Source organism: Novosphingobium resinovorum (genome assembly GCF_036352595.1).
GTDB classification, from domain to species: Bacteria; Pseudomonadota; Alphaproteobacteria; order Sphingomonadales; family Sphingomonadaceae; genus Novosphingobium; species Novosphingobium resinovorum_B.
This window is the reverse complement of the sequence record NZ_JAZFAX010000009.1, coordinates 23,561-38,645: the sequence shown is the minus strand read 5'-3', so window position 1 is coordinate 38,645 and position 15,085 is coordinate 23,561. Positions and strand designations below refer to the sequence as shown.

16 protein-coding genes are annotated in these 15,085 nt (G+C 68.2%); 9 read left to right on the top strand and 7 right to left on the bottom strand.

All coding sequences use genetic code 11. The annotated features are described in order from the left end of the window. The first annotated feature begins 61 nt into the window (after nucleotides 1-61). Nucleotides 62-1,045 carry an alpha/beta hydrolase gene (locus V2S85_RS10845; protein WP_330702876.1) on the top strand — a complete coding sequence of 328 codons (984 nt, stop codon included), beginning with the start codon at nucleotides 62-64 and terminating at the stop codon, nucleotides 1,043-1,045. Next, the gene (locus V2S85_RS10840) at nucleotides 1,042-2,160 is read left to right on the top strand and encodes a pectinesterase family protein (RefSeq protein ID WP_330702875.1); all 1,119 of its coding nucleotides are present in this window, start codon (nucleotides 1,042-1,044) and stop codon (nucleotides 2,158-2,160) included. The genes V2S85_RS10845 and V2S85_RS10840 overlap by 4 nt, the downstream gene beginning before the upstream one ends. Nucleotides 2,161-2,209: 49 nt before the next feature. Here V2S85_RS10840 and V2S85_RS10835 read toward each other — a convergent pair whose 3' ends face one another. The 6 genes from V2S85_RS10835 to V2S85_RS10810 all read right to left on the bottom strand — a co-directional run bounded on the left by V2S85_RS10835 (nucleotide 2,210) and on the right by V2S85_RS10810 (nucleotide 7,690). Further along, entirely contained in the window at nucleotides 2,210-3,166 is a 957-nt protein-coding gene (locus tag V2S85_RS10835) for a Gfo/Idh/MocA family oxidoreductase (RefSeq protein ID WP_330702874.1), read from the bottom strand. A 74-nt stretch (nucleotides 3,167-3,240) separates the two neighbouring features. Beyond that, nucleotides 3,241-4,146, bottom strand: a complete 906-nt coding sequence (locus tag V2S85_RS10830; protein WP_330702873.1) for a class III extradiol dioxygenase subunit beta — start codon at nucleotides 4,144-4,146, stop codon at nucleotides 3,241-3,243. Between the two features lies 1 nt (nucleotide 4,147). Further along, a complete protein-coding gene (ligA, locus tag V2S85_RS10825; RefSeq protein WP_330702872.1) occupies nucleotides 4,148-4,558 on the bottom strand; it encodes a protocatechuate 4,5-dioxygenase subunit alpha in 411 nt (136 codons plus the stop codon). Further along, complete coding sequence (locus tag V2S85_RS10820) at nucleotides 4,555-5,580, bottom strand: amidohydrolase family protein (RefSeq protein ID WP_330702871.1); 1,026 nt, start codon at nucleotides 5,578-5,580, stop codon at nucleotides 4,555-4,557. Before V2S85_RS10820 ends, ligA begins: the two co-directional genes overlap by 4 nt. A 3-nt stretch (nucleotides 5,581-5,583) precedes the next feature. Next, nucleotides 5,584-6,459 carry an NAD(P)-dependent oxidoreductase gene (locus tag V2S85_RS10815; RefSeq protein WP_330702870.1) on the bottom strand — a complete coding sequence of 292 codons (876 nt, stop codon included), beginning with the start codon at nucleotides 6,457-6,459 and terminating at the stop codon, nucleotides 5,584-5,586. 67 nt (nucleotides 6,460-6,526) lie between these two features. After that, a complete protein-coding gene (locus V2S85_RS10810) occupies nucleotides 6,527-7,690 on the bottom strand; it encodes a LysR substrate-binding domain-containing protein (RefSeq protein WP_330702869.1) in 1,164 nt (387 codons plus the stop codon). A gap of 98 nt (nucleotides 7,691-7,788) precedes the next feature. Here V2S85_RS10810 and ligK point away from each other — a divergent pair, with 98 nt between their 5' ends. The 6 genes from ligK to V2S85_RS10780 all read left to right on the top strand — a co-directional run bounded on the left by ligK (nucleotide 7,789) and on the right by V2S85_RS10780 (nucleotide 12,934). Next, on the top strand, nucleotides 7,789-8,463 hold the full coding sequence (ligK, locus tag V2S85_RS10805; protein WP_330702868.1) for a 4-carboxy-4-hydroxy-2-oxoadipate aldolase/oxaloacetate decarboxylase: 675 nt from the start codon (nucleotides 7,789-7,791) through the stop codon (nucleotides 8,461-8,463). Beyond that, on the top strand, nucleotides 8,456-9,517 hold the full coding sequence (locus V2S85_RS10800) for a 4-oxalomesaconate tautomerase (protein WP_330702867.1): 1,062 nt from the start codon (nucleotides 8,456-8,458) through the stop codon (nucleotides 9,515-9,517). Before ligK ends, V2S85_RS10800 begins: the two co-directional genes overlap by 8 nt. Next, a complete protein-coding gene (locus V2S85_RS10795) occupies nucleotides 9,510-10,385 on the top strand; it encodes an amidohydrolase family protein (RefSeq protein ID WP_419198189.1) in 876 nt (291 codons plus the stop codon). The genes V2S85_RS10800 and V2S85_RS10795 overlap by 8 nt, the downstream gene beginning before the upstream one ends. An 81-nt stretch (nucleotides 10,386-10,466) precedes the next feature. Continuing rightward, complete coding sequence (locus V2S85_RS10790) at nucleotides 10,467-10,886, top strand: thioesterase family protein (RefSeq protein WP_330702865.1); 420 nt, start codon at nucleotides 10,467-10,469, stop codon at nucleotides 10,884-10,886. 44 nt (nucleotides 10,887-10,930) lie between these two features. Further along, the gene (gene pip, locus V2S85_RS10785; RefSeq protein WP_330702864.1) at nucleotides 10,931-11,887 is read left to right on the top strand and encodes a prolyl aminopeptidase; all 957 of its coding nucleotides are present in this window, start codon (nucleotides 10,931-10,933) and stop codon (nucleotides 11,885-11,887) included. 129 nt (nucleotides 11,888-12,016) lie between these two features. Next, nucleotides 12,017-12,934 carry a LysR family transcriptional regulator gene (locus V2S85_RS10780; RefSeq protein ID WP_330702863.1) on the top strand — a complete coding sequence of 306 codons (918 nt, stop codon included), beginning with the start codon at nucleotides 12,017-12,019 and terminating at the stop codon, nucleotides 12,932-12,934. On the opposite strand, the gene V2S85_RS10775 is transcribed toward V2S85_RS10780, so the two are convergent. Next, entirely contained in the window at nucleotides 12,931-13,734 is an 804-nt protein-coding gene (locus V2S85_RS10775; RefSeq protein WP_330702862.1) for an alpha/beta hydrolase, read from the bottom strand. The two genes, V2S85_RS10780 and V2S85_RS10775, sit on opposite strands and share 4 nt — an antisense overlap. A gap of 140 nt (nucleotides 13,735-13,874) precedes the next feature. On the opposite strand from V2S85_RS10775, the gene V2S85_RS10770 reads away from it, so the two are divergent. Next, nucleotides 13,875-15,056 carry an ABC transporter substrate-binding protein gene (locus tag V2S85_RS10770; protein ID WP_330702861.1) on the top strand — a complete coding sequence of 394 codons (1,182 nt, stop codon included), beginning with the start codon at nucleotides 13,875-13,877 and terminating at the stop codon, nucleotides 15,054-15,056. Nucleotides 15,057-15,085 lie beyond the last annotated feature (29 nt).

Genomic DNA, 15,085 nt, shown 5'->3' with positions numbered 1-15,085 from the left:
GGGGCCGCCGCCAACCCCTCCGGCGGCGGCCTTCTTTTTTCGCATCAGGGAGTCGAGCGGATTGCCCAGACCGAGCATGACGGCATGGCTGCTGGCGGCGGCCGCAGCAATCGTCCCCGTCTCATCGCCCGCGCGCGAGGTCGATGACAGCTATACGATCGGCCAGCGTTTCGAAGGGTATCGCGACAGGTACCAAGGCATCGCCTGGCCCGCCGTCACATGGTCCGGGGGGCAGTCGGTGCTGTTCGACCGTCCTTACAAGAACACCGGCAGCCGCGACCTGCACCTCGACGTGTTCCGCCCGGCGCCGGGTGTCGCGGGCGGGGCGAAGCGGCAGGGCGTGGTGCTCGTCCATGGCGGGGCGTGGCGGGCGGGGAACAAGTCCCATTTCTATGCCCTGGCGAACCTGCTGGCGCAGCGCGGCTACACCGTGTTCCTCCCCGAATTCCGCCTCTCGCCCGAGGCGCGCTATCCGGCCGGGATGATCGACATCGGCGACGCTCTCGCCTGGGCGCGCGCGCATGCGGCGGAGTTCGGCCTCGATCCCGGGCGTATCGCGGTGGGCGGGGCATCGTCCGGCGGGCAGATGGCGTCGCTGCTGGCCTATGCCGGTCCCTCGGGCCTGTTCGGCGCCGGGCGGGAGCGGCGCGCGAATGCGCTGGTCGATCTCGACGGGGTGCTGGACTTCACCACTGCGCAGGCGCTCGCGTTCGAGAATGCCGCCGGTGACGCCTCTCCCGCAGGCACCTGGCTGGGCGGCTCCTACGAGCATGCCGCCGCGCGGTGGCGCGAGGCGAGCGCGGCCAGCCATGTCGGGGCAGGGATGCCGCCGACGCTCATCGTCAGCAGCGGCATCGCGCGCTTCACCGAGGGCCGGGACAAGGTCGTCGCGGCGCTGGAACGCCATGGCGTGCCCCATCGCACGTTCGCCTTCACCAATGCGCCGCACGACTTCTGGCTGTTCGAGCCATGGCTGCCGCAAGTCGCGGAGCAGATCGACACGTTCCTGAGCAGCCTGCCTGCCAGCAAGGATTCTCCGAAATGAACCGGTATCTTCCCGGCGGCCTGACGCTTGCCGCCGCTCTTCTTTCGCCTGCTGCGGTCGCGGCCCAGGCGCCGGTCGAATATGCTGTCGGCGCCTCCTGCGGGCAAGGCGCGGCGCCTTGCTTCACATCCGTATCGCGCGCGCTGGAGGCGGCGGCGCGTGACACGTCCGATCGCTGGATCACCATCCGCATCGCGCCGGGGGACTACTTCGAGAAGCCTACCGTCACGCGCAGCCGCGTGCGCCTGATCGGCGGCGGCGCGGCGCGCACGCGCATCCGCTTCGGCGCCGTGGCGCAGACCGCCAAGGCCTATCACCGCGCCGGCTGGGGGACGCCGGGGTCGGCGACGCTCACCATCGATGCCACCGACGTGACCGTCACCGGGCTGACCGTTGAGAACACCTTCGACTATCTCGCCAACGACCGGCTGGCCGATGGCGATCCGGCCAAGATCGGCAATCCGCAGGCTGCGGCGCTGCTGCTCGACATTCACAGCGACCGGGTGCTGCTCGACCAGACCCGGCTGCTCGGCTACCAGGACACGGTGTTCGCCAACGGCGGCCGTGCGATCGTGCGCTCCAGCCTGATTTCGGGGAACGTGGATTTCATTTTCGGCAATGGCCAGCTGTTGATCGAGAACAGCGAGATCCGCTCTCGCCGCCGCGCCGCGCCTTATGCGGCGGGTGAGTTCCAGTCCTTCGTCGCCGCGCCCTCGACGCCGCTGTCGCAGCCTTACGGGATCGTGTTCTACCGATCGCGCCTGACGCGCGAGGAGGGGGTGCCTGACGGTGCGGTAGCGCTGGCGCGGCCCTGGCATCCGACCACGAAGTTCGCCGACGGGCGCTATGCCGATCCGGCGGCGGTGGGGCAGGTGGCGTTCATCGACTGCTTCATGGACCGCCACATCCATCCCGAGCACTGGACGACGATGAACGGAACCGCGCGCGACGGGACGGTGACGGACGTGTTCCGCCCGCAGGATTCGCGCTTTTCGGAAGTGCGATCGCACGGCCCGGGCGCCGCCGCGCGGGACATCGGCATGCCGCGCGGGCAGGAGATCGATATCGTCAGCGTGCGCCGGGCGTTCATGGCCGGCTGGCGATCTGCCGAGTAACACCCATCTGCGGGTCGGTAGGAGGCCCCGCAGATGGAGAGGCTTCAGCTCAGGACCAGCCGTCCTGCGCTTCGAGGCTGGCGGCCAGTTCGCCGATCACGCGGTAGCAGTCGAGCACCTTGCCGATCGAGGAGTTCGGCTCGCGCCCTTCGCGGATCGCGGCGACGAATTCGCGGTCCTGCAGTTCGATGCCGTTGTTGGAGACGGTGACGCCGGTGAGGTCGATCGGCTCTTCCTTGCCGTTCACGAGGTCGTCGTAGCGGGCGATGTAAGTGCCGTTGTCGCCGATGTAGCGGAAGAAGGTGCCGAGCGGCCCATCGTTGTTGAACGACAGCGAAAGCGTGCAGATCGCGCCGGTTTCCGCCTTGAGCTGGATCGACATGTCCATGGCGATGCCCAGTTCCGGGTGCTTGGGCCCCTGCAGCACGTTGGCGGCGACGATCTTGCCCGACTGGTAGGCGAACAGGTCGATCGTGTGCGCGGCGTGGTGCCACAGCAGATGGTCGGTCCAGGAACGCGGCTGGCCCTTGGCATTGATGTTCTTGCGGCGGAAGAAGTAGGTCTGCACGTCCAGTTGCTGCAGCGCCAGTTCGCCCGCGACGATCTTGTCATGGACGTACTGGTGCGAGGGATTGAAGCGGCGGGTGTGGCCGACCATGCAGACGAGTCCGGTTTCCTGCTGCTTGGCGACGACCGCCTCGGCATCGGCCCAGCTGTCCGACAGCGGGATCTCCACCTGGACGTGCTTGCCCGCGTCCATGCAGGCGATGGCCTGCTCGGCGTGCATCTGGGTGGGGGTGCACAGGATCACCGCATCGACGTCGGGCAGGGCCAGCGCTTCGGACAATTCGGTGCCGGAATGCGGCGCGCCGTATTTGGCGGCGACTTCGGCGGCCTGCTCGGCCGAACGGCTGATGACCGAGGCGATCTCGACACCGTCGATGTTCTTGAGGCCGTCGAGGTGCTTTTCACCGAAAGCACCCGCGCCCACGAGGGCAATACGCATGGAATTCTCCTTGGAGTCTTCAGTTTATCGCATTTTCCGAGCCGCCAGGTGATGCCACCTGACTTGAAAATGCTTCAGTCGATCAGAGCCTGGGCGGCGGGGTTGGCGCCTTCCAGCGTGGGGCTGGGGGGCACCGTGCCGTCTACCGGCTCGAGGATGATGTGGCCCACCGCCGTGTTGCTGGCGGGGACGTGGTAGAAGCGGCGCAGCTCCTTCGTCTCGCGGCCCAGCGCACCGCGCATGATGAGCCACATGACCATCTCGATGCCTTCCGAGCCGGTCTCGCGCAGGTATTCGATGTGCGGCACGCGGCGCAGCTCCTGGGTCGTGCCCGAGAGCCTGTCCATGAAGCCGTTGTCCCACTCGGCATTGATGAGGCCGGCGCGCGGTCCCTGAAGCTGGTGGCTCATGCCGCCGGTGCCCCAGACCTGCACGTTGAGATCCTCGCCATAGGAGGCCACCGCGCGCGCGATCGCCTCGCCCAGCAGCCAGCAGCGGTTGCCCGAGGGCGGCGGATAAGTGACGACGTTGACGGCCAGCGGGATGATCCTGCACGGCCACTTGTCGGGCTTGCCGAACATCATCGAGAGCGGGACGGTCAGCCCGTGGTCGACGTCCATCTCGTTGATGATGGTCATGTCGAATTCGTCGAGGATCAGGCTCTGGGCGATGTGCCAGGCGAGGTCCGGGTGGCCCTCGACGTCAGGTACGGCGCGCGGACCCCAGCCTTCGTCGGCGGGCTTGTAGCTTTCGCCGCAGCCGATCGCGAACGTCGGGATGATCTTCATGTCGAATGCCGAGGCGTGGTCGTTGTAGACTAGGATCACGACGTCGGGCATGTTCTCCGCTTCCCACTGCTGCGTGGGGGCGAAGCCTTCCTCGATCGGCTTCCAGTACGGGTCTTCCCACTTGTCGAAGTCCGATGCGACGCCGAGCGCGGGAATGTGGCTGCAGGCGATGCCATGGGTAATGCGCGCCATCTTAGCGGTGCTCCTTGATCGAGCGCTGGCCTTCCGGCGAGCGGCCCCCGGCGATCATCATCGCCTGATAGTCCTCCACCGACATGCCGGTCATCGTCGAGACGGCCTGAAGGAAGCTCAGGCCGTCGGTCGAGAAGACCTTGGCGAGGAAGTAGATGTTGCCGCCGAGGTCGAGCAGGCGATTGTAGTCGCGGTCGAGCACCGCCTGCCTCTGGTCCTCGGTGATCGGCCATTCGTCGATATAGGCGCGCTCGTCCGCCTTCCAGCGCTCGCGGTTCTCGGCCTTCATCAGGCTCATCGCGAACTGGTTGAGGTGGTAGCCCTTGCGTGCCCGCGCGGCGGTGTAGACGCGCGTGCCGGGAATGTCGTCGAACTCGGCAAGGTACTCGTGGATGTCCTTAGGCGTGCTCACAGCCCGCGCTCCTTCAGCTGGGCGTCGAGGCGCGGGAAGACCTTGCGGGTGTTGCCCTCGAAGATCGCGTGGCGCTCCGCGTCCGGGATGTCCAGCGCATCGATATAGCGCTTGGTGTCGTCGAAGTAATGCCCGGTCTGCGGGTCGATCCCGCGCACCGCGCCGACCATCTCGGAGCCGAACAGGATGTTCTTGTTCTCGATCACGTCGGCCAGCAGGTTGATGCCCGGCTGGTGGTAGACGCAGGTGTCGAAGAACACGTTCTTCATGATGTACTCGTCGAGGCTGGGCTTCTTGAGCATGTCGGCAAGGCCCCGGTAGCGGCCCCAGTGGTACGGCACCGCGCCGCCGCCGTGCGGGATGATGAAGCGCAGATTCGGGAACTTGGCGAAGAGGTCGCCCTGCATCAGCTGCATGAACGCCACGGTATCGGCCGCGAGGTAGAAGCCGCCGGTGGCATGCATTGCCGGGTTGCACGAACCTGAGACGTGGATCATCGCCGGCACGTCCAGTTCCGACATGACCTCGTAGATCGGGAACCAGTATTCGTCGGTCAGCGGCGGGTGCTCGAAGTGGCCGCCGCCCGGATCGGGGTTGAGGTTGCAGCCGATGAAGCCGAGTTCCTCGACGCAGCGGCGCAGTTCCCTGATCGACGCGGTGAGGTCCGCCTTGGGCGACTGGGGGAGCATGCAGACGCCCACGAACGTCTCGGGGAACAGCCCGACCACGCGGGCGATCAGGTTGTTGCAGTGGTATGCCCACTCCTGCGAGATCGCCTGGTCACCGACGTGGTGCGCCATGGCCGAGGCGCGGGGGGAGAAGATCGTCAGGTCGGCGCCGCGTTCCTGGATGAGCTTGAGCTGGTTCTGCTCGATCGTCTCGCGGATTTCGGCGTCGGAGATCTCGGGATAGGCGGGAATCGGCTCGCCGGCCTTGAAGGCGGCGATCTGGGCTTCGCGCCAGGCGTCGTGCGCCTTGGGCAGGACGGTGTAGTGACCGTGGCAGTCGATGACGAGCGACATGGCTCAGTTCTCTCCGGTGTGAGGTTCGTTGAACGCCTTGGCGGCGGCGATGGCTGCCAGCTTGGCCGGCAAGCCTTCGGGGGGCGGATTTGCGCCGATTTCACCCAGCGCCTGCTGCCAGGCGACGGTGTTGTCGGTCATCATCGGGGCGATGCCGAGGTCGCGCAGCATCTGCGCGGCTTCGGCCATCTCGGCCGAGCGGCGGCGGCCGTGGACCAGCATGCGGTCGAGGTTGTAGTCGGCGCGCTCGGTCCATCCGGCCGTCTTCTCGCTGGCGTCGAGCGAGGCGAGCACGTCTTCGGTGACGCCTTCGGCATCGGCGGCGAGGATCATCTCGGCGGTGAGCGCCTCCAGCCCCTTGACCATGACCGAGCGCACCAGCTTGATCGCCGAGGCCCGGCCGATCGCATCGCCGACCACGCGCGTTCTGGCGAAGCCAGCTTCGCGCAGCAGGGCTTCGGCCTCGGCGGCGTCGGGGCCCGAAATGTTGAGCGGCACCGCCATGCGCGCGGGATTGACCGGGGCCATTACGGCGACATCGACATAGCGCCTGCCGGCCTCGGCGAAGGCGCGGGCGGCCTCGCGCTTGGTGCCGGGGGCGACTGAGTTCATGTCGCAGAACAGCGTCTCGGGCGCGATAAGTCCGGCGCATTCGCGGGCGACGGCGAGTGCCTGGTCGGCGGTGACGAGCGAGAGGACCAGCGAGGCGCCGGAAAGCGCCTGCGCCGCGCTCTCGCAAGGCACGACGCCGAGTTCCTCGATGGCGGCCCGGCGGGCGGGGGCGGCGTCGAAGGCGCTGGCGCGCGATGCCCATTGTCCGGCATGCGCGAAAGTCGATCCGGCTTCGCCGAAGCCGATCAGGGCGATGGTTCCTCTCATGGCCGGTTGCCTGCCGGGATGTGGCCCGCGCCGCAAATCGGAACTGCCGCCGAACTATAATACCATGCTAATTCTGGCCCTCACCGCACTCCCTTGCCGCGGCGGCGAGATCGTCGAAGAATTCCGTCTGGACCTCGGTGGGGAGCAGGGAAGCGCGGGTCGTCATGCCGATTGTACGGGCGAAGCGATCGGGCAGCCGGGCGATCGGCCGCAGCCAGCCCGCCTCGATCTCGACCGAGACCTGGTCGGGTGAGAGCACGGCGATGAAGTCGGTCCCCATCAGCACTTGCCGGATCATCATGACCGAGCCCGATTCGACCGGCACGTCAGGAAGTTCGAGGCCGAGATCGGTGAAATACCGCTCGAAACTCTCGCGCAGGGGGGTGCCTTTGGGGGCGAGGGTGAAGGGGAAGCGCGCCATGTCGGACGGCGCGGGCGCGGTGCCCGCCAGCGGATGCCCATGCCTTGCGTAGAACGCCGGCACGTCGTCGAACAGGGGGTGCTGCACGAGATCGGGCTCGATCAGCGGATCGCGCAAGGCGCCGACCATCACGTCCAGCGCGCCGCCGCGCAGCGGTTCGACCAGTTCGGCGCGCGATCCTTCCACGATCGTCAGACGCACCTGCGGGCGGCGCGCGAGGAAGCGGGCGACGGCGGCGGGCAGGATGCGCGCGCGCGACAGCGGCATGGCGCCGATCGCGATGCGCCGCGTCTCGTGGCCGCGCAGTGCCTCGATCTCGGACAGGCCGGCTTCCAGTTCGACTTGCGCCAGCCGGAAATCGCGCGCCAGCAGGTTGCCCGCCTCGGTGGTGATCGCGATCTTGCCGCGCCGTGTCACCAGCGAACGCCGCAGGGCCAGCGAAAGGTCGGCGACGGCGCGGTGGATGGACGGCACCGACAGCCCGGTCGACTGGCTGGCCCCGGCATAGCTGCCCGTCTCCGCCACCGAAAGCATGGCGCGCATCCGCGACATCGTTACATGCGGGCTGCGCACATGCGCGAGCGCGGCGGCGATGCGCGCGGCCAGGATCTCTCCCGCATGCGTCGGGATCATCCCGTCATGACGCCGTTCGAACAGCGGCAGGCCGAGCGAGGCTTCCAGTCTTCCGAGCGCCTGTGTTATCGCGGGCTGGCTGAGATTGACGGCACTGGCCCCCGCGTTGACGGTGCCGAGTCGGGCAATTCGCTCCACCGCATGCAGGTGGCGCAGGTTCAGGCTCCAGATATCCATGCCGGCACTCTTAGCCAAATCCAATCGCACTTGCCAAAGTTCTCTTTCCCCCCGCGCGCGGCCGGGCCCATCTCGGCGCAAAAGAAGGAGTGCCTGACATGAGTGGTATCGTCGTCCAGAACATCGAACGCGCCGACAAGGACGTGATCGACGGCCTCGCCCGGTGCGGCGTCGCCACCGTCCACGAGGCGCAGGGCCGCACCGGCCTGCTCGCCAGCTACATGCGCCCGATCTACAGCGGCGCGCGCATCGCCGGTTCGGCGGTGACGATCAGCGCGGCGCCGGGGGACAACTGGATGGTCCACGTCGCCATCGAACAATTGCAGGACGGCGACGTGCTGCTCCTCGCCCCCACCAGCCCGTGCGAGGACGGCTACTTCGGCGACCTGCTCGCCACCAGCGCGCAGGCGCGCGGGTGCCGCGGCCTCATCATCGACGCGGGCGTGCGCGACGTGCGCGACCTGACCGAGATGAACTTCCCGGTCTGGTCCAAGGCGGTCTATGCGCAGGGCACGGTCAAGAACACGCTGGGTTCGGTCAACGTGCCGGTGGTCTGCGCCAATGCGGCGGTGCAGCCGGGCGACGTGATCGTCGCCGACGACGACGGCGTGGTGGTGGTCCCGCGCGCCAGGGCCGCCGAAGTGCTGGCCGCCGCGCAGGCCCGCGAAGCCAACGAGGGCGAAAAGCGCGAGAAGCTGGCCAATGGCATCCTGGGTCTCGACATGTACAAGATGCGCGAGCGCCTGGAGAAGGAAGGGCTGAAGTATGTCTGAGGACGTTTCCGCCAGGTGCATGTGGATGCGCGGCGGGACGTCCAAGGGCGGCTACTTCCTGAAGGACGACCTGCCCGCCGAAACGGCCGCGCGCGATGCCTTCCTGCTCGGCGTGATGGGCTCGCCCGATCCCAACCAGATCGACGGCATGGGCGGGGCCGATCCGCTGACCAGCAAGGTCGCCGTCGTCGGCAAGTCGGCGCGGGAGGGGATCGACGTCGATTACCTGTTCCTGCAGGTCTTCGTCGACCAGGCGATCGTCACCGACGCGCAGAACTGCGGCAACATCCTTGCCGGCATCGGGCCCTTCGCGATCGAGCGCGGGCTGGTCGCGCCGACCGGCGACGAGACGCGCGTGGCGATCTTCATGGAGAACACCGGGCAGGTCGCCGTTGCCACCGTGCAGACGCCGGGCGGTGTCGTCACGTACAAGGGCGGCGCCGCGATCGACGGCGTGCCGGGCACTCACGCGCCCGTGCCGCTGGAGTTCCGCGATACCGCCGGTTCTTCGTGCGGGGCGCTGCTGCCCACCGGCAACGCGGTGGACGAGGTGAACGGCGTGCGCGTCACCCTGATCGACAACGGCATGCCCTGCGTGGTGTTCAAGGCCGAGGACGTGGGCGTCACCGGCTACGAGGACCGCGAGACGCTCGATGCCGACACGCAACTCAAGGCCCGTATCGAGGCGATCCGCCTTGCCGTGGGCGAGCGGATGAACCTGGGCGACGTGCGCGAGAAATCAGTGCCCAAGATGATGCTCGTCGCTCCGCCCCGCAGCGGCGGCGCGGTGACCGTGCGCAGCTTCATCCCGCACCGCGCGCATGCCACGATCGGCGTGCTCGGCGCGGTGTCGGTGGCGACCGCATGCCTGCTCGAAGGCTCTCCCGCCGCCGAAGTGGCCGATATCCCCGCAGGGCCTCGCAAGACGCTCTCGGTCGAGCATCCGACCGGCGAGATGACCTGCGTGCTCGAAACCGATGATCTCGGTGCGGTGACCAGCGCGGCCCTGCTGCGCACCGCGCGCAAGCTGATGGATGGAATTGTCTATGTCTGACCGTATCGTTTCCTGGCACGGTGCGCCCTCGAAGCCGCTCTACACCCCGCCCGAAGGCGCCATCGACGCGCATTGCCACGTCTTCGGGCCGATGGCGCGGTTCCCGTTCAGCGCCAAGGCCAAGTACCTGCCGGAGGATGCCGGCCCGGACCAGCTCTTCGCGCTGCGCGACCACCTGGGCTTCGCGCGCAACGTGATCGTGCAGGCGAGCTGCCACGGGACCGACAACGCCGCGACGCTTGATGCCATCGCGAAGTCGCAAGGCAGGGCGCGGGGTGTCGCGGTGGTCGATCCGGCGATTTCCGAGGCCGATCTGGCGGCGCTTCACGAAGGCGGGATGCGCGGTATCCGCTTCAATTTCCTCAAGCGCCTCGTCGATGATGCGCCCAAGGACAAGTTCCTCGACGTGGCGAGGCGCCTGCCCGCCGGCTGGCATGTCGTGATCTACTTCGAGGCCGATATCCTCGAGGAACTGCGTCCGTTCATGGACGCGATTCCCGTGCCGCTGGTGATCGACCACATGGGCCGTCCCGACGTGACGCAGGGGCCGGACGGGGCCGACATGAAGGCCTTCCGCGCCTTCCTCGACAGCCGCGAGGACATCTGGTTCAAGGCCACCTGCCCGGACCGCCTCGATCCCACCGACGATCCGTGGAACGCCTTCGCCGATGCCGTCGCGCCGCTGGTGGCGGACTACCAGGACCGCGTGCTGTGGGGCACCGACTGGCCGCACCCCAACATGCAGGACGCGATCCCCGACGACGGCCACCTCGTCGACATGATCCCGCGCATCGCGCCGACGGCGGAGCTGCAGCACAAGCTGCTGGTGACCAACCCGACGCGGCTCTACTGGCCCGAGGAGCTGTAAGGCCGGGTATCGGCGGGAGATCGCGGCCAATCGCTTCGAAGCGGCTATCTCCCGCCTCGCCTTGGTGCTATTGACGTATACGTGAACCAGGCGATTCCCCACCGTTTCCCGATCGGCATAGACCCCGAAGACATCGACTTCATGGGGCACGTCAACAATGCCAGCTACCTGAAATGGGTGCAGGCGGCGGTGCTGGACCACTGGCGCGCGCTGGCCCCGGCAGAGGCGGCGGCCTCGCACTTGTGGGTCGCGATCAAGCACGAGATCACTTACCGCAAGCCCGCCTTTCTCGAAGACGACGTCATCGCCACGGTGCTCCTCGAAAAGGTGCAGGGCGCGCGGGCCTTCTACGAGACGGTGATCCGGCGCGGCGAGGAAGTGCTCGCCGAAGTGCGCTCCAGCTGGTGCTGTATCGATGCGGATACCAAGCGTCCGGCGCGCCTCGCCCGCGACGTGATCCAGCGTTTCTTCCCTGCCGAGCGCAAGGACGAGGAAGGCTGATCGGGGGCTTTCCCGGACCCCGCGAAACCGGCTAGAAGAGGGACATGCTGCGCACCCTCTATCCTTCGATCGAACCCTATGAAACCGGCATGCTCGATGTCGGTGACGGCCATCACGTCTATTACGAGCGCTGCGGCACGCCGGGCGCGAAGCCGGCGGTGTTCCTGCATGGCGGGCCGGGCGGCGGGATTTCTCCGGCGCATCGCGGGTTGTTCGATCCCGAACGCTACGATGTCCTGCTGTTCGACCAGCGCGGCTGCGGGCGCTCGACGCCGCATGCCGCCCTCGAGGCGAACACGACCTGGCATCTGGTGGCCGATATCGAGCGCCTGCGGGCGCTCGTCGGCGCGGAGAAGTGGCTGATGTTCGGCGGTTCCTGGGGATCGACCCTGGCGCTGGCCTATGCCCAGACGCACCCGGGGCGGGTCAGCGAGATGGTGCTGCGCGGCATCTACATGTGCACGCGGCCGGAACTGGACTGGTTCTACCAGTTCGGCGTCTCCGAACTGTTCCCGGACAAGTACGAGCGCTTCCTCGCGCCGATCCCCGAGGCGGAGCGCGGCGACCTGCTACGCGCCTACCACCGCCGCCTGACCACGGGCCCGGAGGAGGAGCGGATCGCGGCGGCGCGGGCGTGGAGCGTGTTCGAGGGCGAGACGATCACGCTGCTGCCCGATCCCGCGATGTCCGCGCAGCACGACGAGGGCGCCTATGCCCTGGCTTTCGCGCGGCTGGAGACGCATTATTTCGTCAACGACTGCTGGCTGGAGCCCGGCCAGTTGCTGCGCGATGCCGGCAAGTTGCGGGAAATTCCCGCCACCATCGTCCATGGCCGCTACGACATGCCTTGCCCGGTGCGCTATGCTTGGGCGCTGCACAAGGCGTGGCCCGAGGCCGATTTCCACCTGATCGAGGGCGCCGGCCACGCCTTTTCGGAGCCGGGTATTCTCGACCGACTGGTCCGCGCGACGGATTCCTACGCGGCACCCAACGGCACCTAGACGTACCCGAGCGACCCCCACGCGGCAGTCGGTCGCACTTTCGCGGCACGGAGCGCCGGTGCCGTGTCTGGACGGCTGCCTGCCTCTGTGGCATGGTGTTGCGATTGATTTGCAATAGTCGCTGAAGCCTTGCCCCCGGTCGATCTCAACCTCCTGGTCATCCTCCATCACCTGCTTCAGGTGGGCAGCGTCAGCCTCGTCGCGCGGCGGCTGGGGGTCAGCCAGCCTACCGTCAGCCGCAGCCTGGCGCGGCTGCGCGAGGCGTTCGACGATCCGCTGTTCATCCGCACCAACAAGGGCCTGCAACTGACCCAGCGGGCCGAAGACCTGATGGAGCCGCTGGGCGAATGGCTGGGCAAGGCGGACCTGCTGTTCCTGCCCCGGCGGTTCGATCCGTCGCTGCTGGAGCGGCAGTTCCGTATCGCCGCGACCGACTCCGGCTTCACGGCGGTTCTCGCCCCCGCCTTCGCGCGTATCCGGGACGAGGCGCCGGGGGTGTCCATCGTCGTCCAGCACTACTGCGAACTGGAAGCCTCGGCGCTCGCGAGCGGGCGCAGCGATTTCGTGATATCGGGCTACCGTCCCGACGACAGCATGACCTACAGCCGCAGGTTGGCGGCGGAGACATCGGTTTGCGTCATGCGAGCGGGGCATCCGCTGGGCGGCGCCGCCGGCGCGATCCCGCTGGATCGTTACCTGGACTATCCGCATGTCGCCCTGACCGTCGGCGACGGCGCGGCAGACCCGATCGCGCATCTTCTCGGCAAGCATGCCGCCGCGCGGCGGGTCATCGCCAGCGTGCCTTATTTCCATGCGGCCCATGCCCTGCTGGAGGCGACCGATGCGATCGCCACCGTGCCGGGCCGGGTGGCGGCGGCGATGGTCGCGGATCCGCGCTGGACGGCGCGCCCCGCCCCGGCAGAGATCCCGCCTTATGCCTATTGGCTGCTGTGGCACGAACGCATCCGCCGCGACCCGTCCACCGAATGGTTCGTCGACCTGATCGCGGCCGTCTGCAATCCCGCTCTGAATCTGTCCACGCCCTAGCGCGTGAGGCGCGAGGCCAGTCGCAAGGCGCGCGGCACCGCGGCCGAGACGATCGAGGCGTGGTCCTCCTCCGCGAGCACGGAAAAGCGGGCGCGGTCCGGGCCGAGCACCCCGGCCAGCAGCGCGGCGAAGGCGCGGGCCGAACCGGTCATGTCCCGCGCGGCGCGCCGGGCGCGCACGGTCCCGGCGTCGGACCGGGCCGCCTGCCATGGCGGCAGCCGGTCTTCCCATTCCCCCATCAGCAGTTCGACGTGGCGGTCGCTGCCCGCCAGACCCGGCGCGGCGGCGTGCAGCAGGGCTTCGTCCCACCAGATCGACGGACTGACCGCGCAATAGCGCTGGAAGGCCGGGCTGCCCCGGCACAGCGCCCAGAGCGCGAAATAGCCGCCCAGCGAATGTCCCAGCAGCGTGCGGCGGTGCCGATCGGCGGGCGCCTGTTTCTCGACCAGCGGGATGACCTGGCGTTCCAGCAGCGCAAGGAAGCGATCGGCGCCGCCGCCCCGCTCTGGCGCGCCTGCGCTGCGAGAGGTGAAATCGAGTTCCCGGCGGCCGACGTCGTGGCCGCTCGCCGAGGTGATGCCGGCGACCAGCGCAGGGCCGGCCCCGGTGGCGTCGGGCCGGCGGCTCATGCGCCGCATCGCTTCCACGGCGGTGGCGAAGCAGCCGTAGGCGTCGAGCAGATAGAGCGCCGGCCAGCCCCCGGCCGGAGCCGCGCCGTCGGGCACGGCCAGATGCAGGCGGTAGTCGCCGCCCTCGCCATGCAGGAGGAAGGTTCGCGCGCCGAGGTCGAATGTGTCCATGGGGATGCCGGTAGAGCCTGTGTGCGTGGAGGAAATGGATAACGTTTATACGCCAGGTGGATGCATGTTGCACTTTACAATCATTAGCAGATTGCGGAGAGGCTCGGCCTTGTAGACATCGCTTCCCGGGGGCTTCTGGCATGCAGGATAATGGCGCTTCGGCACGGCGCGGAGCGGGCCGCTGGCCCTGGCCCAGGCTCTGGATCGTGGGGGTTCTGGCGATCCTGATCGCGATCGTCGCGTTCGCGGCATGGTCCGACCGTTCGCCCACCGCGCCGTCCGCCCGCGCGGACGGGGCGCCGCTCACCGACTTGCGCGGGCGCAGCATCGAACTGCCGGGCCCGGCAAGGCGCATCGCCATCGACGACAGCCGCTATCTCGTCGCGCTCGGCCTGATCCATCCCGATCCGGTATCGTTGCTGGTGGCCTGGCCGCAGGACGTCAACCGGCTGGGGCCGGAGACCTACAAGCAGTTCCTCGCCCGGTCTCCGGGGCTGGCGGGCCTGCCCAGGATCGCCAGTTCGGCCGGTGCGTTCGAGGCCGAGGCCCTGCTGGCCGCGCATCCCGACGTCGCCGTGCTCTCGCTCGAAAGCGGCGTGACCGATGCGCAGATCGCGCAGCTCGAAGGCGCCGGCATCAAGGTGGTGGTGCTGGACTTCTTCCAGAAGCCGTTCGACAATCTGGAGCCGAGCCTGCGCCTGCTGGGCAAGCTGACGGGGCGGGAGCGGCAGGCCGAGGCGTTCATCGCCTTCCGCGCCGAACATATGAAGCGCATCGCCGACGGCGTCGCCCGGCTGGCGAAGACCGACCGGCCCAAGGTGTTCCTCGAAGCCCACGCCGGGATGAGCCCCGAATGCTGCAATGCGCCGGGCAAGGGCAACATCGGCGATTACATCGCCTTCGTCGGCGGTCACAACATCGGCGCCGATGCGATCGACAAGTCGTTCGGCAAGCTCAATCTCGAATACGTGATCTCACGCGATCCCGACGTCTACATCGCCACTGGCGGGCCGCATCTGGCCAAGGCCGGCGGGCTGGTGCTGGGGGCCGGGTTCAGCACCGAACAGGCCCGCGCCTCGCTGGCGAAAGTCGCCGCGCGGCAGGGCATCGCGGGCCTGCGCGCGGTGCAGGCCGGGCGGGTGCACGGCTTCTCGCACCAGCTCATCAATTCGCCGCTCGATATCGTCGCCATCGAGACGTTCGCCACCTGGGTCCATCCCGAGGCCTTCCGCGACGTGGACCCGGCCCGGACGCTGGAGGAGGTGAACCGCCGGTTCCTCGCGGTGCCCTATCGCGGCAGCTACTGGGTCAGCCTGAAGTAGCGCCACGCAAAATACGCCTCGCGGGCGGC